Genomic DNA, 23422 nt, shown 5'->3' with positions numbered 1-23422 from the left:
TGTTTCTTTTATATGTTTCATAACAGAATGTTTATAATTCTTTTTCTTCCACCGCAATTTTCATAAATTCTGCCATACACTTTGTGAAATATTTATTTTTACGGTAATAGAAATATACATTACGCTGCGCTGCCGGATCATCAATTTTATAGTATATAATATTCCGGTTGTACGGAAGACTTTTTACTACCGTGTCACTTACAATCGCGATCCCCATCTCCCGTTCTGTATATGCCAGGATAGACAGAATCTGATCCATCTTAAACGCCACACGCGGCACAAATCCGGCCCGTTTGCAGATTGCCTCCACCCGTTCTCTTGTATCATTGTGAGCCCGCAGCATGAGGAACGGATCCTGCTCAAACAGTTTCAACGCCACACCGTAGACTTCCGAACGCATATGAACATTCTGCTTGATATCATCCGATGTCATGCCCCACGCCTGAGCCGCTTTGTTGCTTTCAAACGAAGCAGGCACGGCAAGCAGCAGATTCTCTTTCATAAAAAACCGCCTGTCATAGATCTCCTCATCCATCGGATAGTTATCCAGCATCAGATCCACTTCCCCTGAAAAGAGCTTCTTCTCGATCTGGGAAGTGTGCGCTTCCACAAGGTTCAGTTTGATCTGCGGAAATTTCTCACGGAATTTCTTGATAATCCCCGGCAGTACAAACGAGATAAACAGATAGGTCCCGCCGATGCTCAGGCGCCCTGTGAGCATGTCGTTCAGATTCCCGACATAACACTCAAACTCCTCCTCCAGATCCATGATCTTTTCTGCCGTCTTGATATATTTTTTCCCGCACTCCGTCAACTGAACCGGCACCGTACTTCTGTCGAACAGCGGCATTCCGATCTTCTTTTCAATCTTCTTTACCGTTGCACTAAGAGCAGGCTGCGAAATGTAAAGATTGGCCGCCGCCCTGGAAAAGCTTCCTTCTTTATAAACTTCATAGACATATTCCATGTTTGCAAATGTATTTTCCTTCATGATTCTTCCTTCTCTTTTTTGCTTTCCGCCAGCCGGCACACCGCTCTGCCATCCGCCGCATCCAGATACAATACCGCATGTCCCCGCACATCATACACTTTTACGATCCGCAGCAGGTCCGCCGCGGTTTCTCCGGCTAATCTCTCTGTCACTTCCGGGCAGGCCGAAAGCATCTCCGGACGGTAGATTCTTGTCTTGCTGTTCTCGTTGATCGCTCCGTAGTAAACGTCAGCCTCAACCAGATTCTGGAACATGTGGCTTCCATAGGAAAGTTCCGGCCGGTACCCTGCCTTCCCGTACGCCACTTCACAGATAGCTCCGAAACTGCTGATATCCGCATAGGAAACCGGAACACCAAGCTCCGGTGACGAAGTCCCGATTCTGCCGGGAGCCAGAAGGAGTGCTTTCTCCTCCGTCTCCTCCAGATAATGATTGATCTTTCCGATCACATGCCCAACATCCGGTTTCTTCTTATATGGATAGTCATAGTACGCCTGCGGATCCACCCAGACAATATAATCAAGCTTCTGCTCTTTGGAACGCCGCATGGAAGTCCGCCGCACATCAAACAGGAATTCTCCATCTTTATCTTTCGGGATCTTGACCTGATCCGAAATTCCCGAACGCAGCGGCCTGCACTGTACAAGGGTTACTTTCCATCCATCTTCCGATGCATTCACGGCAAACTCGATATCCACCGGCTGCCGGTAATTCTCCTCCAGTTTTTTCAGAAGCGTTTTCATCATCCGGATAAACGTACGGTCTTCCACCAGTCCCTGACAGTCCGCAAAATAGATCTTCCTGTAGTCTCCCCGTCTTGCAAGCAGTTCTTCCGCATCCGTATCCCGTTCCAGAAGCAGCCGACGATAAGATTTCGGGAAGATATCCAGAAGCTCCGACAGATTTTTCGTACAGATCTTACGGGCATCCAGATCGATCACATCCACCTGACGCTGAGAGTACTTGTGTTTCTCCCCTGTCGTTCCCCAGAGATTCCCCTGCGCGCAGTCCAGGCCTACCAGCCGCGGATAATCCCCCGGTGTCCGGGTTACGGCTCTCGTTCCAAGCCCTGCCACCAGCCGGAGCATCCCTGCTTCCGGATTAATGTGTTCCATCCATTTGTATGGATTGTAGGAGCATCCCATCCCCGCAGCAGCCGGAAAATACAGACTTCCGATCTGTGTCCCCGCCGCCTTTTGAATCAGAAGCCCCATCTGCTCTTCCTGATCTTTCCGATGCCATTTCTTCCGGTATTCCACCGCTTCCTGATTCTTCACACTGTCGTAGACTCTTGAAACCGCGTTCAGCATTTCCCGGATCCGCTCTTCTTCTGTCCCCTGATTCGAGCAGAAAACGGACTCATACTTTCCAAAAAATGCATTGTCATACCCGTCTTCCATCAGGCTGCTGGAACGGACGATATACGGTGCTCCGTTAAAATAATTCAGGATCCTCTCAAACTCTCCCCGGAACGTTTCGACCGTTTTTCCGTCCCGTACCTGGCAGAAAATCTCCGTTCCCACAAACCAGGAGGGACAGCGCTCCCACCGATCTGCATACTCGCCAAGAAGTGTCTCCATCATCTTCTCCACCAGGACAAATCCGCATGCCTTCCCGCCGATCACTCCGCCTCCTGTCTTATGATCAGAAATCCTCTGAAAATCTTCCTCTTCAAAATATGTGAGGATTGTTCTCGCAAGTCTCGGATCCTGCGTCATCATTTTGCGGCAAAGCTCCCTCTTTTTTTCCTCTTCCATAATTCCTCATCCTCTCTGCTCTTCTACTTAAAAGTTTATCCCCCGACATCTCCGATTTCAAATACAACTCGTCTATAGTCTCTATAACTGTTTATTTATATCATAGCTGTTTTGTCTAATTATTTCAAAATATTTTTGATTTTTTTGTCTATTTTTTCGATTATTTTATGGGCTGCTATAGATTTTCTTTTATAAAATTTATACAAATATAAATATTTGTTTTTTCTCCCGGCCGTTTCTATAATGAGGGCAGAGCAAGGAGGAAAACGATCATGACATCTCTCAGAGCACTCTCCAAAGAAAAACTGACGGATCTTCAGTCTGCACTTTGGAATGAATACAAACAGGAACAGGCGAAGGGACTTCATTTAAATATGTCCCGCGGAAAGCCGGCCCCGGATCAGCTGGATCTTTCCATGGATCTTCTCCGTCTCCCTGATTCCTGTATATTGGAAGACGACACCGATGCCAGAAACTATGGGATCCTACAGGGTATCCCCGAATGCCGGAAGCTGTTCGGGAATCTGCTCGGTATACCGGCAGATCAGATTATTATGGGAGGAAATGCCAGCTTAAATCTCATGTTTGATACAATGGCTTTCCTGTTTTTGTTCGGCACAGGCGGAAACAGGCCGTGGGCCGATTATCGGACCGAAGGACGTACCGTCAAATTTTTATGCCCGGTTCCAGGCTACGACCGCCACTTCCGGATCTGCGAAGAACTCGGCATCGAAATGATCCCTGTCCGTCTTCTGGAAGACGGCCCGGATATGAACCAGGTGAAAGAACTGGTCAAAAACGACGAGCAGATCAAGGGCATCTGGTGTGTCCCGCTGCACTCCAACCCGCAGGGTGTCTGCTACAGCGATGCTGTGGTAGAGGAACTTGCTTCCATGGAAACAGCCGCGGATGATTTCCGGATTTTCTGGGACAACGCGTACGGAATCCACCATATATACGAAGAGGTACCGCTGAAAGATATCCTTACAGCTTGTGAAAAGGCCGGCCATCCAAACCGGTGCTACTATTTTTTCTCTACCTCAAAAATTACCTTTCCGGGAGCCGGTGTTTCTCTGATCGCCGCAAGTCCGGACAATATAAAAGAGCTTCTGGGCCATATGTCCGCCCAGACAATCAGCCACGACAAGCTGAATCAGCTCCGGCATGTACAGTTTTTCGGCACGCCGGAAAAGATTCTGATTCATATGCAGAAACTCGCTGATCTTCTGCGCCCTAAATTTGATATCGTCCTTCAGAAACTGGAGGAAGGTATCGGTCAGGATTCTTCCATTGCATTCTGGAGCCATCCGAAAGGAGGCTACTTCATCTCCCTGAATGTCTCCGACGGATGCGCAAAACGGACGGTCGAGCTTGCCGGGCAGGCCGGAGTCACGTTGACAGCAGCCGGCGCCTCTTATCCATACGGAAAGGACCCTGATGACAGCAATATCCGTATTGCCCCGTCTTACCCTTCCGAAGAAGAACTGGCACAGGCCATGGACATCTTGATTCTATGTATAAAAATCGCATATCTTGAAAAACTGCTGGGGAACCAGCCAAAATAGAAAGGTCATCAAAAAGGAGAAATGTAATCATGAAACAGAGCTACAATCCGTATGACAATGTACTGAAGGTAGTACAGGACGCAGCTGCCATTCTTGGATACAGTGACAGCGACATTGAAGCAATCAAGTATCCGGAGCGGGAACTGAAGGTTTCCATTCCGGTCCGGATGGATGACGGGACGACACATGTATTCCAGGGGTACAGGATCCAACACTCCACTTCCAGAGGTCCTGCAAAAGGAGGCATTCGTTTCCATCCGGACGTCAATGCAGACGAAGTACGCGCGCTCGCTGCATGGATGACTTTTAAATGCGCTGTTGTCAACATCCCGTACGGCGGCGGCAAAGGCGGCGTTGTCTGTGATCCATCCAAACTTTCCGAGAACGAAATCCGGGCTATCACAAGACGTTATACCGCAGCAATCGCTCCGCTGATCGGACCGGAACAGGATATTCCGGCACCGGATGTAGGAACAAATGCCGCTGTCATGGGATGGATCATGGATACTTACAGCATGCTCAAAGGCCACTGTATTCATGGTGTTGTCACCGGAAAACCGCTGGAACTGGGCGGAGCTCTTGGACGAAACGAAGCTACCGGACGCGGCGTTATGTTTACAACCTTAAATATCCTGAAAAAACTTGGCATCCCTTCTGAAGGTACAACGGTTGCTGTACAGGGTGCCGGAAATGTGGGAAGTGTTTCTGCCAAACTGCTTCATGAAGCAGGATTAAAGGTCGTAGCCATCAGCGACGTTTCCGGCGGCATCTACAATCCGGACGGTCTGGACATTCCGGCCATTTTATCCTATCTGGCCGCAGACCGCAGAAATCTCTTAAAAGATTTCAATGAGGATGGTACCACCCACATCTCCAACGAGGAGCTTCTGGAGCTACCGGTCACCGTCCTGGTACCGGCCGCTCTGGAAAACCAGATCAATGCAGGAAACGCCGGAAAAATACAGGCAAAGCTTATTGTGGAGGCTGCCAACGGTCCGACCACTTCCGATGCGGACGAAATCCTTGCAAAACGGGGAATCGAAGTGGTTCCGGATATTCTTGCCAATGCAGGCGGTGTTGTCGTCTCCTACTTCGAGTGGGTGCAGAACATTCAGTCCGTCAGCTGGACCGAGGACGAAGTCAACAAGAAACTCAAAGATATCATGGACGCGGCCTTTGAATCCGTATGGGATCTGACACAGGAAAAGCATACCACACTCCGTATGGGCGCTTATCTGATCGCATTGAAACGTGTTGTGGATGCGAAATCCGCAAGAGCAATCTGGCCGTAAAAAAAGCAAAATCCTCCAGAAAAGTTGAACATATAACTTTTTACATAAACAGGCGCATATATAACTGCGCCTGTTTTTTCTTCCATTTCCCGCTTTCTTCTGCTATACTTATTCTGCATTTATACAATCGGGCTATTTGCCCGGACTGGTTCGTGAACTTCCCAGTATAAAAAACCAAGTATCTCAAAATTCAAAAAAACAAAGGAGATTGGAGAATGAATGCAAGAAAAGTAATTCTGGACTGCGATCCGGGAATCGATGACGCACTGGCGCTCATGCTGGCTCTTTCCCTTCCGGAACTTGACGTCATCGGGATCACAGTTGTCTGCGGGAATGTTCCCGTCGAAAAAGGCGTGAAAAACGCACTGAAAATCCTTGAACTGATGAACAGAACAGAGATCCCTGTCTATGCAGGTGAGGCAAAGCCTCTTGTAAGGCCATACGTAGACGCGATGGATACCCACGGCGGGGACGGTCTCGGAGAATCCGCTTTTCCGGATCCGGAAGGTTCCCCGGCCGAAGCCGACGCAGTTTCTTATCTTTCTGATGTGCTTTTATCAGAGGAACAGGTTTCTGTCATTGCGCTTGGCCCGCTGACAAATCTGGCCCGGCTTCTGGAACGGTCTCCGGAAGCATTTGTCCGGATACAGGAGCTTGTCTCCATGGGAGGCACTTACAAATCACACGGGAACTGTTCTCCTGTGGCGGAGTACAATTACTGGTGTGATCCGGATGCCGCCGCAAAGGTCTTTGAAGCATATGCTTCCTTGCCGGAACTGTTCGGGAAGAACATTCATATGATCGGACTCGACGTCACCCGGAAGATCGTCCTGACTCCAAACCTGATCGAGTACATGAAACGGCTTCATCCGTTCCTTGGCGGAAAAATCGAAGCGATCACCCGGTTTTATCTGGACTTCCACTGGGAGCAGGAAGGCATCATCGGATGCGTCATCAACGACCCGCTTGCTGTTGCCTATTTTGCCGATCATTCCATCTGTAGCGGCTTTGACGCCTATACAGCAGTGGAAACCGGAGGAATCAGCTACGGACAGACTCTGGTGGATGCCTGCGAATTCTGGAAAAAGCCGCACAACAGCCACATCCTGACCGAAACGGATCCGTACCGTTTCTGGCTTTTGTTCTGCTGCCAGGTGCTTGGCGCAGACGAAACGGCTGTCCGTCACATGCTTTCCCAGATTCTGACAGAGGAGGTGACGGCATGAAATTTCCCAAAAAACTGACTGTACTACAGATGTGCTTCCTTGCTCTGGCTGCCGTATTAAACATTGCCGGGGCAAATATCGCGCTTCTTCTTAGAATCCCTCTGTACCTGGATACCCTCGGCACCTTTTTGTCGGCTATGTTGTTCGGCCCGTTTTACGGAATGATCCCGGGACTGTTAAGCGGGCTTCTGACCGGATTCACCACAGATATCTATTCCCTGTTTTATCTCCCGGTTCAGCTGGTCACCGCTCTTGCGGCTGGATTCCTCTTTTACGAGAAAGCTTTCAAAACGGGAAAATACCGGATTCTACTGTACGCTGCGGCAGTGACGGTCCCTGGAACGATTGTTTCCGCTTCCATCACCGCATTTCTGTTCGGCGGAATTACGTCCTCCGGTTCTTCTATCCTCGTACAGCTTTTGCACCATACAGGGCTGAATCTGACGGCAAGCGTGTTCTGTGTACAGCTTCTGACGGATTATCTGGACCGGGCTGTTATGCTGTGCCTGTCTGTACTGGTACTTGGAGTGCTGCCAACTTCCATGCTGGCAGTACTAAAGAAAGGACAAAGAAATTATGGATCGTTATAGTAAAATCACCAATAAAAACCAGCGGGAAATCGTCCTTCTGAAAGCCTATCCATGCGTCTGGGGCAAATGCCGGTTCTGCGATTACATCGATGACAATTCCAGAGACAAAGAAGGCATGCTCGCACTGAACCGTGAAGTGCTCTCCCACGTCACCGGAGAATTCGGTGTTCTGGAAGTCATCAATTCCGGAAGCTGCTTTGAACTTCCAGAAGAAACACTGGAGGATATCCGAAACATCGTCCGGGAAAAGAACATCCAAAAGCTCTTTTTTGAGGCCCACTGGATCTACCGGAAGCGTCTGGATGAAATGCGGGAATTCTTTGGAATCCAGATCGTCTACAAAACCGGTGCCGAAACCTTTGATTACGACTTCAGAGAACATTACCTGAATAAACATGCGGACTTTCAGGATGCCGAAGAGCTGAGCCGCTACTTTGACTCCCCGTGCCTGATGGTAGGAATCAAAGGCCAGACAAAAGAGATGATCCGAAACGATATTGCGCTTTTAAAGCGTTACTTCAAACTCGGTACCATCAACGTCTTCACCAACAATACGACGGATGTCAAACGGGATGAGGACCTGGTTAAATGGTTTCTGGAAGAATTCCGGTATCTGGAAGAAGACCCTTCCATAGAAGTGCTGTATGAAAATACCGACTTTGGTGTCGGAGACTGATAAAAGGCTGCGCGGCGTGCGCAGCCTTCTTTTATGGCTGGATGGTACGGATATCATTTTCCCGATCTACTTTGCATACATTTCCATCACTTTCCCGATCTCCCGCTTCATCTCTTCTTTGACCCACTCCGGCCCCAGAATTTCCATTCCGTCGCCGAGTGCAAAAATCCATCCGAAAAACTGGCTGCTGACATTGACATCTACGGAAACCGTAAAGTATCCTTCCTGTCCCGGTACCATCATGACCTCTTTTCCAAACCGGTCAATAATGACTCCCGCAAGATCATTTCTGACCCGAAGTCTTACTTTCTCCTCTTTCCCCCCAAACATTCCAAAACTTTTCCTTGAATAGGATGCCAGATCCAGCTTCTGGTAGAGCTCCCGTCCTTCTCTTTGCTCCTCCGTCATCTGAATATGCAGCATCTTATCCACACGGTAGTGCTTGATCTTTTCCGCTTCCGAATCATAGCCGATCAGATAATAGTTCTCTGCATCCCAGGACAGTCCCCACGGACTGACACAATAATACTCTCCTCCCCGGCGCAGCTCCATTTCCTTTTTCGTATTCCATTGATAGTAGTGAAAACGGATTTTCCTGTTCTCCGCAATTGCATGATGAATCTCGTCCACATTATAATAGATACTTTCATTCATCGCCTTGATCCGTCCGGACACATGAACCTGACGCTGAAGCTTTCTTGCGTCATATTCACTCACAAAGCCTTCCAGCTTTTTGATCAGCTCCCGTGATTTCCGTGCTGTAATAAATTTAGAAGACTGGATTGCGTCTACGAGAAGTTTCATCTCCGGAAGTTCAAACTGCCGGTCCACCACGTGATAGTGGTAGGACTTGCCGACCTGTTCCCCTTCCACTTCGATCCCAAGCCGCTCCAGATCTTTCAGATCTGTATAGACGCTCTTTCGTTCCGCCGTTACTTCATACCGTTCCAGTTCCCTCAGGATCTCCGGCATTGTAATATAATGTTCCTCATCGGTTTTTTCCAGCATGATTTTCGCGAGATAATATAACTTAAACTTCTGATTCGATCCTCTTGGCATCTTCATTTCCCTCCGGCCTTACGGTATATGTACCAGTATATCACAACCGTCCTCTGCTCCGCCCGGTTCTTCTTTCTTTTTCTTTCCGTCATTCAGATCTTTCTTTCGGATTTTGCAGATGACTCCTTCGTGAAGCACATATACCACTTTGGCAGATGCCGTTTCTCCGATTTTGTCATAAATTCTTCCCGCACTCATACTTTCTCCAAAAACCGTGTACGGGCTGTTCGCCACATAACCGATCTTGCCAATCCCCTTAATCTCTGCCCGGATTGCTTCTTTATCATATTCATTGTCCGGTTCTTTGATAAGTTCGATTTTCATTCCCGGTTTCAGGAAATCCTGTCCAAAATAGTGTTTCATCCCCGTAATTGTAACATAGACTTTTCCCATCTTTAGTCCTCCATATAATCGTAGTACTCTCTTTCGCTGGCGAAGAGAATGTAGCGCCCTTCAACCAGTCCCATATACCCTTTGTCCGTAACATATCCTTTCATATGTTTCACTCCCTTCACCTTTTCTTTTTCTGATTTTATCTTAGCCCTCATGATGTCCAATAAAAACGACTGTATAAAAAGAATCAGAAAAAGATTGCAATTTGCCGCGTTTCTGCTTATCCTATTATATGGAAGTAAACATAATGAGATCTTAAGAAGCGAGGTATGTAAAATGAAACCGATTAAAGAAGGAAAAGTACGTGAAATCTATGATAATGGTGACAGCCTGATCATGGTCGCTACTGACCGTATCAGCTGCTTTGATGTGATCCTGAACAATACGATCACAAAGAAGGGCACTGTACTGACTCAGATGTCCAGATTCTGGTTTGATATGACAAAAGATATCCTTCCAAACCACATGATTTCCACAGATGTAAAAGATATGCCGGAATTTTTCCAGCAGCCGCAGTTTGACGGCAACAGCATGATGTGCAAGAAACTGAACATGCTCCCGATCGAGTGTATCGTCCGTGGCTATATTACAGGAAGCGGCTGGGCAAGCTATCAGAAAGACGGCACAGTATGCGGCATCAAGCTTCCAGAAGGGCTGGTAGAATCTGACAAACTGCCGGAACCAATCTACACACCATCCACAAAAGCAGAGATCGGTGAACACGACGAAAACATTTCCTATGAGCAGAGCATTGCCCACCTGGAAAAATATTTCCCTGGAAAAGGTGAAGAGTACGCTGCAAAACTTCGTGACTATACCATCGCTCTTTATAAAAAGTGCGCAGATTACGCTTTGACCCGCGGCATCATTATTGCAGACACCAAATTTGAATTTGGTCTGGATGAGGACGGAAACATTGTGATCGGTGATGAGATGCTCACACCGGACAGCTCCCGTTTCTGGCCTGCTGACGGTTATGAGCCGGGACATGGACAGCCGTCCTTTGACAAGCAGTTCGCACGCGACTGGCTGAAAGCAAATCCGGACAATAACTGGACACTGCCGGAAGATGTCGTACAGAAAACCATCGACATCTATCTGCAGGGATATGAAATGCTGACAGGAAAGACACTGTAATCTTTTCAAACTTCTTTATAAACTGATAAAATGCCTCCACCCGTTCGGCGCTGCCGGGTCATGGACCCACAGTTCCATCCGGGGTGGAGGCATTGTCTGTTATATCTTTTTCTGAAAGCGCACTTTTAAACAAGCCAGAAACTTCCATCCGGCATCCGGTATAAATTTCCTTTCTCCACGCTGATTTCTTCTCCCGTTTCAACATTTACAGCTACAACATACTCCAGATATTCCGGTGTCTCCGCCCACCTGGAAAAATACAGCGTATTTCCGTCCCGATAAATCATACTGTCGTTTTCTTTAACTGCAAATCTTTTTTTCTCCGGCCAAAGAATCTCATAGACCTGATCTTTCTGTCGGCTAAGTGTCAACGGGGAGGCTTCTATTCTAAGATTATAACAGTCATGGATATCTGTAAGCGGAATCTTATGAAGGATTTGTACTTCTTTTCCAGGCATAAAGGAGTAAATGATCACTTCTCTTTTTCCAAAATCTACTGCCGCAATTCCAAACCTGTCTTCATCCCATACCGGCCTTTCATAATAGACATTTTCTTTCTTTTTCAAAGGGGCATAAACTTCTCCATCCGGATAGTGAATGAAATAAATCTGATTTCCGGAAAAACCAAGGCCCATACTGATCATATCTTCTGCCTCATAGATCTCATAAGGACCGCCTCCATAATGCATTCCTACATACCATTCGTCCGTTCCCTCCGTCTGTTCCATCCAAAGAACGGGCAGCTCCAGCTTTTTCTTTTTCATTGAATCCCTCCTTCCGTTTGTGGTGTCAGTATATCGAAACCGCTCCGGAGAAACAAGGAAGCTTTCCTTAAGATTTTTTAATTTTTACCATCATAATTTTTCATACTACAGTATAAACAATATGCACAAAAAACAGTTGAGTTCTTCCCTATCTGTGCTATAATATTCCCAGAGTATGTTAGCAATACGAAAGGAGCATATTACCAATGAATGACAGAATTTCAAGAGTATTAAGCAAAATGGAAGAGAAAGGCCTGACACAGCTGATCGTATCCGATCCGCTGAGTATCCGTTTCCTGACAGGAATCATGGTTAATCCGGGCGAAAGATTATACGCTCTGATTCTCAGAACAAGCGGAAAGCACACCATGCTTCTGAACTACCTTTACTTCGTAAAGGATACAGGATTTGAAGAAGTCTGGTTCTCAGATATGGAAGACCAGATCTCCATTATTGCAGAAAATATTGATCCGGAAAAACCGCTCGGTATTGACAAAACATGGCCGGCACGTTTCCTCATCCCGCTGCAGGAAAAACTTCCTCAGCTGAAAACAGTATGGGGATCTGACTGTGTAGACGGCGTCCGCGCAGTAAAGAACGAAGAAGAAATCGCAATCATGAAGAAAGCATCCGAAATCAACGATGCTGTTATGGAAAAGGTTGCTGATTACATCAAAGAAGGCATGACAGAAAAACAGATCGCTGACTTCATCGATTCCGAATACCTCAAAGCAGGCGCAAGCGGAAACAGCTTTGATACAATCGTATGCTTCGGACCAAATGCTGCTGACCAGCATCATGAGCCAAGCGATACACGTACTCTGAAAGCAGGCGAATGTGTCCTGATCGACATGGGATGTGTATGGCAGGGATACTGCTCTGATATGACAAGAACATTCTACTGCAAATCCGCTGATCCGGAACAGACAGAAATCCACGACATCGTACGTGAAGCTGTTTTAAGAGCAGAATCTGTAATCAAACCAGGCGTTCGTTTCTGCGATATCGACGCTCAGGCAAGAGATTACATCGATGAAAAAGGATACAGCGAATACTGGAAGATCCGTCTTGGACACTTCATCGGACAGGAAGACCACGAATATGGTGATGTCAGCCCGATCAACAAAAACGTTGCTGAACCAGGCATGATCTTCTCCATCGAGCCGGGTATCTACATCGAAGGAAAATACGGAGTTCGTATCGAAGACCTTGTTCTTGTAACAGAAGATGGACATGAACTTCTCAACTCTGTAGAAAAGAAATATCGTATCGTAGGCTAGTCTTTTGATACAAATGCCGCTGCCTTGCAGGACATGTTCCTGAAAAGGCAGCGGCTTTCTTTTTGCACTATTATAATCCATATTCCCGATACAGCTCTTCCCGCAGCTTCTCATCCTCGGCAATCCGGCTCAATTCTTCATTTCTTCCTTCTTCCACCCCTATCCTCTGGCTTTCTTCCCGGACTTTCTTCTCATACCATTCACGATCGAATTCCTCTAAGATCACGTCCTCCACCTCCGAACTGTTCTTTTCCAGGAATTCTTTCAAAATATCTTTGTCAATGCATGCTTTTCTCGCTTCTGCCACTGCGTTTTCAATAGGCACCCCGTTTTTCAGATTTTCCTTTACTTCATTGACAAAGTAAGCATACTCCCATAATGCACGGCATTTTTCCATCAGTTCCTTGTTGTGCCCGAGATTGATATTCAGCATCACTGCACGGCATTCGACCGCGGGTTTCTCTTCTGAAGATTCTGTTGGAAGAAATGCATCTGAAAGACATAATTCCTGGTAATCTGCTTCCGTCTGATTTCCATTGTAGAATACCACATATTTCGGAACCGGTAAAGGAATCAGAGTTTTCCCATAAATGTTTGCGTCTATCTGTTTGATATAGTTCTGATAAATTCTTGCCAGGTAGATAAATCCCCGAAGCGGCATATTGGGGTTGGGTGTGCTTTGATTGCAGAAAAGGGAGCACCTTTTGCCGTTTCTGGCGGCAGTCTGGTGCTCCCTGTTTCCAAAATTATTTTTTCTTACTTTTTTATTTGATCAAATCTGGTCCGATGGCAAGGACGTCATCCAGATTCAGATCTGTCTTCGGCTGTACATCAGCCAGTGCTTTCATGGTGATGACTGCAAGCTGTCCGCTTCCGTTGTAGAGCGGCTTGTCACCCCGGTTTGCAAATGCGAGGTTTACATAAGCGGTTCCATCACCGTAAACTTTATTGACTGTCAAATCTTCCATTGAAGCAACTGCGTCTTCCCGGCTGACAGATACAAATTCCAGTTTTGCCGGATCGTAGTCAAGCACCTTTCCGAAGGCATTGATATTTTCAGCCTCTTCTGCCATTGCAGTAATTGTAAAGGTTTCTCCTGCTTTGACCGTTTCTTTTTCCGGCACGAGGAGAATCTTTCCGGAAACAGTTCCGGTCTGCTTTGTGCCTCCGTCCAGCTGGAACATGGTGTATGCGTAGTCGTATACATCGTAAACACCATTCATGTTGATATCTCCGCCTCTCTTTTGAATCTGATCCACGAAGTTGGATCCGTCCTTGATAGAGGTTCCGAGATAGTTCTTCATGTTCGTGTAATCTCCTTCGGAGACTTCTTCATTCTTGTTTGTACTTCCCACAGCAAATGGTTTCGTGCCGTCTTTTTTGTAAACCGGAAGTTCGTGTGCCGCAAAGTAATTTCTTAAAGACTCTGTTACTTCCAGTTTCAGGAAGCGTGCAAGAACACCGGTAAGTGGTACGGTCTGTACGTTTTCCTCCACATCCAGATCCGTATTGTACGTCCATGCATCGTGTTCGGCTCCGTTCCACTCCAGTTTCCAGTGTACTCCGTCCATACTGGAGTAGACGTTCATACGCTGTACTGTACCGCTTCCATAGCTGTCACGCGGATAGTATTCGAATTTGTCCAGTTCGTATGCCGCGCCAAAATCGTAGATGAACGGGATCTTCTGTCCTGCAACATCGTCTGCCGAGAAGAAGAGGCCACGGAAACTGTGATCTGTCGCATATTTCAGCGGGCCGGCCTCATCGCTTCCGGTAAATGTTACCTTACCTGCTGCTCCGATTTCATTTCTCCACGGATCAGACAGCGTCATCGTTCGAACCTCGCTGCTCCATGCAGAATAGCCATCTGCATTTCTGGAACGAATCTGGTAACTATGTTCGGAATGATAATCCAGATCATCGTGCAGATAAGAGTCTGCGTCTCCCATCGTATAAAGCTGTCCGTCTACCAGCATTTCGTAACTGGAAGCACCATCTGTCTTTGTCCAGCGCAGCCACATGGAGGAAGCTGTTTTCTCCTCTTCCGCGATCGTAAGCTCCGGCACGCAAAGCGCCGGATTTTCCTGCTCTTTTCCTACTTCCATCTCACAGACAAATCCCTGAATTTCCACGGACTGTTCTACTGCTGTCACATCCACTTTAGGAAGCCGAATGTAAAGCTTCGGTGCCGTCCGAACTTCATCTGTCATCTTTGCAAGCTCTTTCTCATCTGCGGATGCAAAAGTACGAAGTTTTGGAGCTTCCTCATAGTAATAAAGTGCCTCGCCCGCATCCGGCATCTGGTTTTCCAGTGTCTGTAAATCTCTGGCTTCTCTTGCTTTCAGAGTCTCTGCTCCGTTCTTTACAAGCACCGCATCCGGTTTTTGTGTCAGATGGACAATCCATGTTGTACTGCGGTCTGGTTCATATCCTTCATAAGTTCCTTCGGACCGTTCTGCCGTCAGAACTGCCTTGTCTCCCTCTACTTTAGATGTGTACCGGATAGAAACATGATCCCCGTAGGAAACATGGTCGATCGTTCCGTATGCTTCGTCTTCTTCTGTCTCATTGGAAATATATTTTCCGTCATCCTCGTATACGGTATAGGTCGTTTCACCTGCCGGCCATACTTCAACGATTCTATGATCCTTTTTCACTGCATCCGGCGTATTGTTTGCTTCGTACATCGGCAGAATCGCTCCCTGTTTTACAAAGACAGGCAGCTTCCAGAGCGGAACATCAAAGTTATTTAAAACCTGCCCGCCCTGATACAGTTCTCCGGTCAGATAATCTACCCAGATCTGCTCCGGATCCGGCAGGTAGATATGATTTCTTACATCATTTCCCATCTCGTCTCCTGCCACGTTCTGGTAAACCGGCGCCACCAGAATACTGGAGCCGAGCATAAACTGATACTGCATGGAACGGCTGTATGCATACTCATCATCCGGATATTCCAGGAACATCGCTCTTACCATCGGAAGGCCTGTATCCTCATTTCCGGTTTCCAGATTGGATGCGGACACTGCGCAGGTATAAATATACGGCATCAACATGGATTTCATCTTCATATACATCCGGTTGATTCCGGTATACGGATCACCGAAAGTAAACGGTGCTTTCATATAGCTTCCCCATCCGTCCATGTTGAGCATCTGCGGTGTAAAGGATTTCCACTGGTAATCTCTTGCCGCAATCAGCGGTTTCCCGCCGAAAATTCCGTCCATATCACTTCCGATATTCGGGTTTCCGCTTAAGGAACTTCCAATGTAGGTCGGGATGTGGAAACGGATATATTCCCAGTTTCCTCCGGTCTGGTCACCACTCCATACACTGTTAAATCTCTGAGAGCCTGCCCAGCCGTCCAGAGAAATGATGTTCGGGCGGAAGTTCTCTGATGTTGTGACAATGTCGTACGCTGTCTTGACTCCATTTAACTGGAAGGAATATCCCGGTCCGACCCATGCCACGTCCGTTTTCAGCGTAGTAGCGCCGCCCCTGGTTACTTCCTTACGGAAATCACGGAGCAGATGCCAGTATGTCTTCTCGTCTGAATCCGGGCTTAAATTGCTCTCTGTCCACAGTCCGGATGCCACACCTCTTTTGTTTGCGTACTCTGTAAAGCGTGCCAGATTTTCTACATTGGCGTCCACTGCAGCGATACGCTCTTCGGAACTGCTTCCATCTTCCAGAACGCCTCCCTGTACATAGTAGCCGTTCTGGCCGTAACCTCCGCCATATCCATCGTTTGGCAGGAAATATCCAAGCGGCATGTCATACAGAAGATATTTATCCAGAACAGCCCTTGCCGAATATTCATACGGAGTATCAACATTTTCCGGATAGTTCTCTGTAGCCACTGTCGGGGTTTCTCCGTTTAATGACTCGGAATGCTGTCCCTCGGAAAGCCGGTAGCCGGTTGCCATTCCACTTTCATAATGGGTGGTTCCTTCGTTAAGGTGAGACTCGGTTCCCTTGACATTCCATTCCTTATCTCCCGCTTCCTCTGACCAGGCATCTCTGTTGTAGCAGTTCAGGTGGCCTTCATAGAATCCATACTCCGGAAGCAGTAGCGGATTTCCGGTTACATGATAGTAAGCCCGAAGCAGATCCATAACGATCTGACGGCCTCCTTCATTTTCGGTCACAAAATAATACGCACTGAAATGGTGCTCTTTGTGGGCAGCCGTAACCACATCCGCATCTGACTCACCGAAATCATAGAGTCCGTCTGAGAACGTATTTCTCAGCACACCATATCCGCCTGTCGTATAATAAAATGGATTCGGAGATGCCACACCTCCGTCCATCCATGCACTTTCATTGACAATCTGAATCTTCCGGCCTGTATGCACAAACCGGCCGTTCTGTGTTCCGCCGCCGTAGAAATGCTCATTTTCCCCGCGCAGAAGTGTCTGAACCGTTTCTTCTGAAGTAAATTCCAGAGACTTCGCCTCCTCCATTACCTTTCGCTCTCCTGCATAGACCGTCATCAGCGCTTTCGCTTTATCGAACACAATCCTTGTTCTGCCGCACTGTACTGTGACAGATGACGTGTCTTCCAGAATCTCAGCCTCTGGCTTTGTGTAGGCGTCCGCCTCATCCGGGTACTGCTGAATCTTTGCCGTATGGGCCTCATCTCTTGGAGCAGCATATTCCGGAAATGCTCCATCTGTACTTACATCGTAGCGGAAAATCGATTCTTCCAGAAATATAATCTTCCCCTTGATTCCTTCCTGAAATGACAGATATACGATATTGCTTCTGTCCGCATCCTTCTGAATGACGGATGCCTCACTTAATGTCCCGCAAAATGCGTTCTTTTCCTCACTCATTACAATCCTCCTTTGACACAACCAGAATGGTTATGCATGATGCCTTAAAATTTTGTAAATTCATTCTACCAGAACAGACAAAAAAGCGCTATCACTGAGCGCTTTTTCTGTCCAATATTACAAAAAGATTGTACTTATGTATAAATATATAAAGTGATTCCATCCTTCAATCTCTGAAGTCCGTCTTTTAGAACCGCCCTCGGGCATGCAATATTCATTCGAAGAAATCCCTCTCCTGTTTTGCCGTACTGGATTCCGGACGACAAATACAGCCCGGTCTCTTTCCTCAGAAACGCAGCCAGTTTTTCCGAATCCTCTGTAATTTCCCGGCAGTCAATCCAGAGAAGATACGTAGCTTCGGAAGGAACCAGATGAATCTTCGGGATCTCTTTTTTGATAAATTCCCCCGCAGTCTGTTTATTTTCATATAGATAGTCTCTCAGTGCATCCAGCCACGGGCCACCTTTCTGGTAAGCCGCGATTGTCCCCGTCATGGCAAAGACATTCGGCTCCGCCGCTTCATCCGTATTCAAGGCCCGCCAGATCTTATGACGCAAAGTTTCATCCGGCACCATCACAGCCGCTGTCTGTAGCCCCGCCAGATTAAATGTCTTGGTAGGCGCAATACAGGTAATACTGTTATTCCTGCACTTTTTCGATACCGATGCAAACGGGATATAGGATTTTCCAGGATCCGTCAGTTCACAATGAATTTCATCCGAAATAACCACCACATGGTATTTCCAGCACAGCTCTCCAATCCGCTCCATCGTCTCTCTCGTCCAGATTTTCCCCACCGGATTGTGCGGATTACAGAAAATCAACATAGTCGTCTGGGGATCAGAAAGCACTTCTTCCAGCGCTTCGAAATCCACATCGTAACATTCTCCATCATAGGAAAGCGGACACTCTACAACATATCTTCCATTATTTACAACCGAATTGAAAAAAATGTTGTAAACCGGTGTCAGAAGCACGACTTTCTCCGCCGGAGTCGTAAGTTTCCGAACCGCACTGGAAATGGCCGGCACCACGCCGGTACAGAAAATCAGCCAGTCTTTTTCTATCCGGAACTGATGGCGCGTCTCCCACCAGTTCTGAATTGACTCATACCACTCATCCGGGATCAAAGTGTATCCAAAAGCACCGTGGCCTGCTCTTTTCTGAATTGCATCCCGGATCTCCGGCGCCGTTTCAAAATCCATATCCGCCACCCACATCGGAAGCTCATTCCCGGCAACGTCCCATTTTACAGACAGAGTTCCACGCCGGTTAACCGGCTTATCAAAATCATAATTCATACCCTGTTTCCTCCTGTCCTGCCCGATTATGCACAAAATCGATCCAGCTTTTCTTCAACCGACTTGCAGCAGATCCTGGTCTTCTCCGGGTCAATCCTGTCTTTTTCAATAATCAGTTCTCCGATCTCATCCGCGCAGATCGTACCGCCGGACGGGTTCAAAATGCTGTCTACCTTTCCTGTGATTTCAGCATTCACGGTTGAATACTCAAATGCCAGCGTTGTATTCAGCAGACGACAGTTCTTCATTACAAGATTGTCGATGTAACACATTCCCTGAAGACTCTCGATTGTACAGTTAATCAATGTCAGATTTTTCGCATTCCATCCCAGATACTCTCCTGAAATAAAAGAATCATAAACTGTCACATTCTCACTGTTCCAGAACGCATCTTTCGAAAGCATCTTGGCATTTCGGATTTCCATGTTTTTCACACCGTCAAAAGAATAATTCCCTATCAGCTGGAAATCGGACAGCTTCATATTTTCACTGTTCATGGCAAAATAATCACCCTTTGCCGTAACATGTTCCATTGTCACATCACTGCAGTTCCAGAAAGTCTCAGCCGCATTCGGGAATGTCACATATTCCAGATGCACCCCCTGACAGCGCCGGAAATTCTTCGGCGCCTCAATGACCGCATTTTTCACCGTGATATCATTTGTATACCATACACCCGCTCTCGCCATCTCAAACCATGTACAGTCCTCCGCATAGATATGATTACAGTACCAAAGCGGATACTTCCATTTAAACATGCTGCCATAAAGCCTGATATCACTACTCTCCTTTAACGGCGACTCCCCATCTGTAAAAATTGTATCATAAACATCCGTATGCTCCGCATGAAACAACGGCCTTTCCCCTGTCAGATACGCCTGCTTTACTAATTCTCTTTCTGCCATGTTCCAAAACCTCCTCACGATCTTCTTTATAAATACCTGCTCCTGGATAATACCCAGTCTCCTTACTAAACTAACTATAGAACGGCCAAAACAAAATAGCAAATACTTATGTACTATGCCTTTTCATAGCTGAAAGTTATGGATATTTTTCGGGGACGTGTTCCGGCGTTTCGGAACCTGTCCCCGATGGAAAAAATCTGACAATTCGGTTTTGGCCTTATTTTATGCGGGTTTTGAGACTTTTTTGTCCATTTACGTCGTGTACCTGTGCACCGGAACACGTCCCCGATAAAGCGTATAAGATAGTAATTATTTATAGTTTATAAGGATTTATAGTTGAAACCTATTCTGCTTCGGGGTATAGTATTGGTAGTGTTTTATAGTACGTTTTAAATTTTGTATAGTTTATATTTTATGTGATGAGTCTGATGGAGGAATGTGTTTATGGAGCTTCGTGTTCTTCAATATTTTCTTGCGATTGCAAGGGAACAGAGTATTGTTCATGCTGCCGAGTCGTTGCGTCTTTCACAGCCGACGCTTTCTACGCAGATTAAAAACCTGGAGGATGAGCTTGGTAAGAAACTTTTTATCCGGGGTGGTAAGGGTTCCCGGCGGATTACGCTTACAGAAGAGGGGATGATTCTGCGTAAGCGGGCTGAGGAGATTCTCGAGCTTGTCCGAAAGACGGAGTCTGAGATCTCTGCTTCTGATGATGTTCTGATCGGTGATATTTATATTGGTGCCGGCGAGACTGACGGGATCCGGCTGATTGCGCGGGCGGCAAAGCAGATGCAGTCGCGTTATCCCGGCATCCAGTTTCATATTTCAAGTGGAAATGCTGTGTTTGTGAGAGAGTCTCTTGACAGGGGACTGATTGATTTTGGAATTGTTTTTGGTCCTGTAGATCTGACGAAATATCATGCTTTGAAAGTTCCGGTACGGGATATCTGGGGTGTGCTGATGCGTAAGGATTCGCCTCTTGCCGAGAAGGAATCAATCCGGAGAGAAGATCTCTGGGATCAGCCGTTGATCGTCTCCCAGCAGGAGTCCAACGGCGGCCAGGTGCTGCAGTGGTTGAAGCGGGATCCGGCTGATCTTCGTATTGTAGCCACCTACAATCTGATTTACAATGCTTCCCGGTTGGTCGATGAAGGGCTGGGCTATGCGTTTAGTTTTGACCATCTGATCAATACGACCGGAGACAGTACTCTTTGCTTTCGTCCGCTTGATCCGGCACTGGAGATAGAGATGTCAATTATCTGGAAAAAGTATCAGGTGTTTTCCAAACCGGTGGAAAAATTTATTTCTGTCCTGCGGGAATCTCTTTCTCTGGATGAAGCATAGGTTTCTCCTCCATTTTCCCCGCTTTATTTGACAATCGGATGTATTCTCTTTTATAATATAACTATTACATTTGTAAGATTGAAGGGAGGAATCTGTTATGACCCGTTTGCCGCAAATCTCCGAGGCGGAATTTGAAGTCATGAAAATCGTGTGGCAGCGTGCCCCGGTCAACACAAATGAAATCACGGAATGTCTGGAGAAAACGACATCCTGGAGTCCGAAAACGATTCAGACGCTGATCAAGCGGCTGGTCAACAAAGGTGCTCTGACCTACGAAAAGCAGGGACGTATCTTTGTCTACACTCCTCTGGTCGGAGAAAAAGAATATATCGGACAGGAGAGTTCTTCTTTTCTGAAGCGTTTTTACCATGGGGATCTCACCGAAATGGTTTCCTCTTTCCTGGAGGAGGACCGCCTTTCGGAAGAAGACCTCGATGAACTGCGTGCGCTTTTGTCCGGAACATCAAAAAAAGGAGGCCGCTGATCATGGAACGTTTTATGATACATTTTCTGTTCTGCAGCCTTCTTCTTTGTGGAATCATCGGTATCTTTTTCTTTCTCCGGACAGTATTCAAAACACTGCTTGTCGGACGGATGCGGTACCATCTCTGGCTTGTGCTGCTTATACTGTCTGCCATTCCGTTTCTTCCGGGTCTCCCTTTTAAATTTTCCGGAAATATTTTATGGTCTTTCCTGCCGTCAAACCATTCTTTTTCATTTCATGCTGTATCCGGAACAGGCCAGAATATGCAGCCTTACGTTGCTGCCGCCGGATGGATGAATGATTTCACGGAATCTGTTACACAGAGAACGCCGTCTTCTCTTTGGGGTTTTCTTTTTGCCGTCTGGATTGCCGGCGTCCTTTTTATGGGAATCTTTCTGATCCGTTCTGCACTTCGTCTCCATGCACTGAAAAACGCTTCCCTTCCTTTGCAGCATGAAAAAGCAAAAGCGCTGTATCAGTCGTGTCTGGAGGAACTGCACATCCGGCGGAAGATTCCTGTGTACAGCAATGCCTTTTTAAAGTCTCCGGTTATGGCCGGGGTCATTCGTCCCGGCATTTACCTTCCGATTCACCTGATCTCTGATTATCAGGAAAAGGATCTCCGGTATATTCTGCTTCACGAACTGTTTCATTACCGCCACCGGGATTCACTCATCGGACATCTGATGAATCTTGCGGGTATGGTCTACTGGTTTCATCCGCTGATGCGCCTTTCTCTTCACACCATGCGGGAAGACCGGGAAATTGCCTGCGATGCTTCTGTGCTGTCCCTGCTCGATGAAACTTCCTATGCCGAATATGGGCAGACCCTCATCCGATTTGCCCGGAAAACATCGCTTCATCCGTTTCCTTTTACAGCCGGACTTGGAGAAAATAAAAAACAGATCCGAAAACGGATTCTTTGCATTGCTTCCTACCAGAAGCCTACACCCTGTAGGCGATTCAAAAGCGGGTGCGCCTTTTTCCTGATCTGTCTCCTTTTGTCCGCATCGGTTCCCTTTCTTTCCTCCGATGCAGCGGCAGAAAATGCGGCGCTTCCCGAAAATGGAGCTTCCGGTACTTCATCTTCCCTTTCCGCCTATTTCCAGGGCTATGAGGGATGTTTTGTCCTGTACGATATGGAAGCGGACGACTGGACCATCTACAACGAATCCCTTGCCCGCAGCCGGGTTTCACCGGATTCGACCTATAAGATTTTTGATGCCCTGTTTGCTCTGGAAGAAGGGATAATCACTCCGGAACACAACTTTCTTCCACAGCCGGATGAATCGTATCCATTTGAAGAGTGGAATCAGGATCAGACACTGCAAAGTGCAATGACCTCCTCCGTCAACTGGTATTTTCAGAATCTGGATCATCAGATGGGCGCATCCGTCCTGCGTTCCTACCTGCATCAGATCGGCTATGGAAATGAATCCCTTCAGGGAGATCTTTCTTCTTACTGGATGGAATCTTCTCTGAAAATTTCTCCGGTGGAGCAGGTGCAGCTTCTTGTTTCATTTTATTACAACGACTGGAATTTCGATCCGTCACATATTGAAACGGTCAAAGATGCTATCTGCCTTTCCTCATCTTCGGGAACTGCCCTTTATGGAAAGACGGGAACCGGACAGATAAATGGGCAGAATATCAACGGTTGGTTTGTCGGTTTTGTAGAGTCTTCCGGGCACCCGGTCTTCTTTGCATCAAACCTTCGGGGCAAAGATGCAGCCGGAAGCGCAGCAGCATCCATCACCCTTTCCATCTTATCGGATCTGGGGATTTATTCTGATGAATCCCTTTAAATTCACGCAAAATGAAGC

Annotated in this window: 19 protein-coding genes and 1 riboswitch; of the genes, 10 read left to right on the top strand and 9 right to left on the bottom strand. The window is 47.1% G+C overall.

Features of this window, described 5'->3' with window-relative positions; translation table 11 throughout:
• Positions 1–31: 31 nt before the first annotated feature.
• Both B5G11_RS10140 and B5G11_RS10135 read right to left on the bottom strand, forming a co-directional pair.
• The gene (locus B5G11_RS10140) at positions 32–991 is read right to left on the bottom strand and encodes a LysR family transcriptional regulator (protein WP_087253318.1); all 960 of its coding nucleotides are present in this window, start codon (positions 989–991) and stop codon (positions 32–34) included.
• Entirely contained in the window at positions 988–2748 is a 1761-nt protein-coding gene (locus tag B5G11_RS10135; RefSeq protein WP_087253316.1) for a PEP/pyruvate-binding domain-containing protein, read from the bottom strand. Before B5G11_RS10135 ends, B5G11_RS10140 begins: the two co-directional genes overlap by 4 nt.
• A 272-nt stretch (positions 2749–3020) precedes the next feature.
• Between B5G11_RS10135 and B5G11_RS10130 the strand changes: the two genes are divergently transcribed.
• The 5 genes from B5G11_RS10130 to B5G11_RS10110 all read left to right on the top strand — a co-directional run bounded on the left by B5G11_RS10130 (position 3021) and on the right by B5G11_RS10110 (position 8097).
• The gene (locus B5G11_RS10130) at positions 3021–4313 is read left to right on the top strand and encodes an aminotransferase class I/II-fold pyridoxal phosphate-dependent enzyme (RefSeq protein ID WP_087253314.1); all 1293 of its coding nucleotides are present in this window, start codon (positions 3021–3023) and stop codon (positions 4311–4313) included.
• Between the two features lie 29 nt (positions 4314–4342).
• The gene (locus B5G11_RS10125) at positions 4343–5605 is read left to right on the top strand and encodes a Glu/Leu/Phe/Val dehydrogenase (RefSeq protein WP_087253311.1); all 1263 of its coding nucleotides are present in this window, start codon (positions 4343–4345) and stop codon (positions 5603–5605) included.
• 139 nt (positions 5606–5744) lie between these two features.
• Positions 5745–5789, top strand: a riboswitch (PreQ1 riboswitch).
• A 31-nt stretch (positions 5790–5820) separates the two neighbouring features.
• Positions 5821–6831 carry a nucleoside hydrolase gene (locus tag B5G11_RS10120; protein ID WP_087253309.1) on the top strand — a complete coding sequence of 337 codons (1011 nt, stop codon included), beginning with the start codon at positions 5821–5823 and terminating at the stop codon, positions 6829–6831.
• On the top strand, positions 6828–7421 hold the full coding sequence (locus tag B5G11_RS10115; protein WP_087253307.1) for an ECF transporter S component: 594 nt from the start codon (positions 6828–6830) through the stop codon (positions 7419–7421). The genes B5G11_RS10120 and B5G11_RS10115 overlap by 4 nt, the downstream gene beginning before the upstream one ends.
• Complete coding sequence (locus B5G11_RS10110) at positions 7408–8097, top strand: radical SAM protein (RefSeq protein WP_087253304.1); 690 nt, start codon at positions 7408–7410, stop codon at positions 8095–8097. The genes B5G11_RS10115 and B5G11_RS10110 overlap by 14 nt, the downstream gene beginning before the upstream one ends.
• A 66-nt stretch (positions 8098–8163) precedes the next feature.
• Here B5G11_RS10110 and B5G11_RS10105 read toward each other — a convergent pair whose 3' ends face one another.
• Both B5G11_RS10105 and B5G11_RS10100 read right to left on the bottom strand, forming a co-directional pair.
• The gene (locus tag B5G11_RS10105) at positions 8164–9156 is read right to left on the bottom strand and encodes a WYL domain-containing protein (RefSeq protein ID WP_087253301.1); all 993 of its coding nucleotides are present in this window, start codon (positions 9154–9156) and stop codon (positions 8164–8166) included.
• An 18-nt stretch (positions 9157–9174) separates the two neighbouring features.
• A complete protein-coding gene (locus tag B5G11_RS10100) occupies positions 9175–9549 on the bottom strand; it encodes an HIRAN domain-containing protein (protein ID WP_087253299.1) in 375 nt (124 codons plus the stop codon).
• Between the two features lie 252 nt (positions 9550–9801).
• Here B5G11_RS10100 and B5G11_RS10095 point away from each other — a divergent pair, with 252 nt between their 5' ends.
• Positions 9802–10686, top strand: a complete 885-nt coding sequence (locus B5G11_RS10095; RefSeq protein WP_255396427.1) for a phosphoribosylaminoimidazolesuccinocarboxamide synthase — start codon at positions 9802–9804, stop codon at positions 10684–10686.
• A 125-nt stretch (positions 10687–10811) separates the two neighbouring features.
• Here the strand turns inward: B5G11_RS10095 and B5G11_RS10090 are convergent, their stop codons facing one another.
• Complete coding sequence (locus B5G11_RS10090) at positions 10812–11450, bottom strand: hypothetical protein (RefSeq protein WP_087167011.1); 639 nt, start codon at positions 11448–11450, stop codon at positions 10812–10814.
• A gap of 206 nt (positions 11451–11656) precedes the next feature.
• Here B5G11_RS10090 and B5G11_RS10085 point away from each other — a divergent pair, with 206 nt between their 5' ends.
• The gene (locus B5G11_RS10085; protein ID WP_087253296.1) at positions 11657–12730 is read left to right on the top strand and encodes a Xaa-Pro peptidase family protein; all 1074 of its coding nucleotides are present in this window, start codon (positions 11657–11659) and stop codon (positions 12728–12730) included.
• A 70-nt stretch (positions 12731–12800) separates the two neighbouring features.
• Here the strand turns inward: B5G11_RS10085 and B5G11_RS10080 are convergent, their stop codons facing one another.
• From B5G11_RS10080 to B5G11_RS10065, 4 genes are all read right to left on the bottom strand, one after another.
• Positions 12801–13391 carry a hypothetical protein gene (locus B5G11_RS10080; protein WP_087253294.1) on the bottom strand — a complete coding sequence of 197 codons (591 nt, stop codon included), beginning with the start codon at positions 13389–13391 and terminating at the stop codon, positions 12801–12803.
• A 103-nt stretch (positions 13392–13494) separates the two neighbouring features.
• Entirely contained in the window at positions 13495–17565 is a 4071-nt protein-coding gene (locus B5G11_RS10075) for a TIM-barrel domain-containing protein (protein WP_087253293.1), read from the bottom strand.
• A 134-nt stretch (positions 17566–17699) separates the two neighbouring features.
• Positions 17700–18866 carry a MalY/PatB family protein gene (locus B5G11_RS10070; protein WP_087253291.1) on the bottom strand — a complete coding sequence of 389 codons (1167 nt, stop codon included), beginning with the start codon at positions 18864–18866 and terminating at the stop codon, positions 17700–17702.
• 26 nt (positions 18867–18892) lie between these two features.
• Entirely contained in the window at positions 18893–19771 is an 879-nt protein-coding gene (locus tag B5G11_RS10065) for a DUF3737 family protein (RefSeq protein WP_087253289.1), read from the bottom strand.
• Between the two features lie 444 nt (positions 19772–20215).
• Here B5G11_RS10065 and B5G11_RS10060 point away from each other — a divergent pair, with 444 nt between their 5' ends.
• The 3 genes from B5G11_RS10060 to B5G11_RS10050 all read left to right on the top strand — a co-directional run bounded on the left by B5G11_RS10060 (position 20216) and on the right by B5G11_RS10050 (position 23404).
• Complete coding sequence (locus tag B5G11_RS10060) at positions 20216–21115, top strand: LysR family transcriptional regulator (protein WP_087253287.1); 900 nt, start codon at positions 20216–20218, stop codon at positions 21113–21115.
• A 97-nt stretch (positions 21116–21212) separates the two neighbouring features.
• Positions 21213–21599 (top strand): BlaI/MecI/CopY family transcriptional regulator, encoded by a 387-nt coding sequence (locus B5G11_RS10055; RefSeq protein ID WP_087167002.1) that lies wholly within the window; start codon positions 21213–21215, stop codon positions 21597–21599.
• A 2-nt stretch (positions 21600–21601) separates the two neighbouring features.
• On the top strand, positions 21602–23404 hold the full coding sequence (locus B5G11_RS10050) for a BlaR1 family beta-lactam sensor/signal transducer (RefSeq protein WP_087253285.1): 1803 nt from the start codon (positions 21602–21604) through the stop codon (positions 23402–23404).
• Positions 23405–23422 lie beyond the last annotated feature (18 nt).

The sequence above is a fragment of the Drancourtella sp. An57 genome (assembly GCF_002161525.1).
Taxonomy (GTDB): domain Bacteria; phylum Bacillota; class Clostridia; order Lachnospirales; family Lachnospiraceae; genus Sellimonas; species Sellimonas catena.
This window is presented reverse-complemented; position numbering and strand designations above follow the sequence as displayed.

Bases quoted from the DNA above. Each gene is read 5' to 3' on its own strand.
- B5G11_RS10105 (WP_087253301.1), bottom strand. From the start codon at position 9,156: ATGCCAAGAGGATCGAATCAGAAGTTTAAGTTATATTATCTCGCGAAA.
- B5G11_RS10100 (WP_087253299.1), bottom strand. From the start codon at position 9,549: ATGGGAAAAGTCTATGTTACAATTACGGGGATGAAACACTATTTTGGA.
- B5G11_RS10140 (WP_087253318.1), bottom strand. From the start codon at position 991: ATGAAGGAAAATACATTTGCAAACATGGAATATGTCTATGAAGTTTAT.
- B5G11_RS10085 (WP_087253296.1), top strand. From the start codon at position 11,657: ATGAATGACAGAATTTCAAGAGTATTAAGCAAAATGGAAGAGAAAGGC.
- B5G11_RS10080 (WP_087253294.1), bottom strand. From the start codon at position 13,391: ATGCCGCTTCGGGGATTTATCTACCTGGCAAGAATTTATCAGAACTAT.
- B5G11_RS10050 (WP_087253285.1), top strand. From the start codon at position 21,602: ATGGAACGTTTTATGATACATTTTCTGTTCTGCAGCCTTCTTCTTTGT.
- B5G11_RS10090 (WP_087167011.1), bottom strand. From the start codon at position 11,450: ATGAAAAAGAAAAAGCTGGAGCTGCCCGTTCTTTGGATGGAACAGACG.
- B5G11_RS10135 (WP_087253316.1), bottom strand. From the start codon at position 2,748: ATGGAAGAGGAAAAAAAGAGGGAGCTTTGCCGCAAAATGATGACGCAG.
- B5G11_RS10060 (WP_087253287.1), top strand. From the start codon at position 20,216: ATGGAGCTTCGTGTTCTTCAATATTTTCTTGCGATTGCAAGGGAACAG.
- B5G11_RS10065 (WP_087253289.1), bottom strand. From the start codon at position 19,771: ATGGCAGAAAGAGAATTAGTAAAGCAGGCGTATCTGACAGGGGAAAGG.
- B5G11_RS10130 (WP_087253314.1), top strand. From the start codon at position 3,021: ATGACATCTCTCAGAGCACTCTCCAAAGAAAAACTGACGGATCTTCAG.
- B5G11_RS10070 (WP_087253291.1), bottom strand. From the start codon at position 18,866: ATGAATTATGATTTTGATAAGCCGGTTAACCGGCGTGGAACTCTGTCT.
- B5G11_RS10115 (WP_087253307.1), top strand. From the start codon at position 6,828: ATGAAATTTCCCAAAAAACTGACTGTACTACAGATGTGCTTCCTTGCT.
- B5G11_RS10120 (WP_087253309.1), top strand. From the start codon at position 5,821: ATGAATGCAAGAAAAGTAATTCTGGACTGCGATCCGGGAATCGATGAC.
- B5G11_RS10125 (WP_087253311.1), top strand. From the start codon at position 4,343: ATGAAACAGAGCTACAATCCGTATGACAATGTACTGAAGGTAGTACAG.
- B5G11_RS10110 (WP_087253304.1), top strand. From the start codon at position 7,408: ATGGATCGTTATAGTAAAATCACCAATAAAAACCAGCGGGAAATCGTC.
- B5G11_RS10055 (WP_087167002.1), top strand. From the start codon at position 21,213: ATGACCCGTTTGCCGCAAATCTCCGAGGCGGAATTTGAAGTCATGAAA.
- B5G11_RS10075 (WP_087253293.1), bottom strand. From the start codon at position 17,565: ATGAGTGAGGAAAAGAACGCATTTTGCGGGACATTAAGTGAGGCATCC.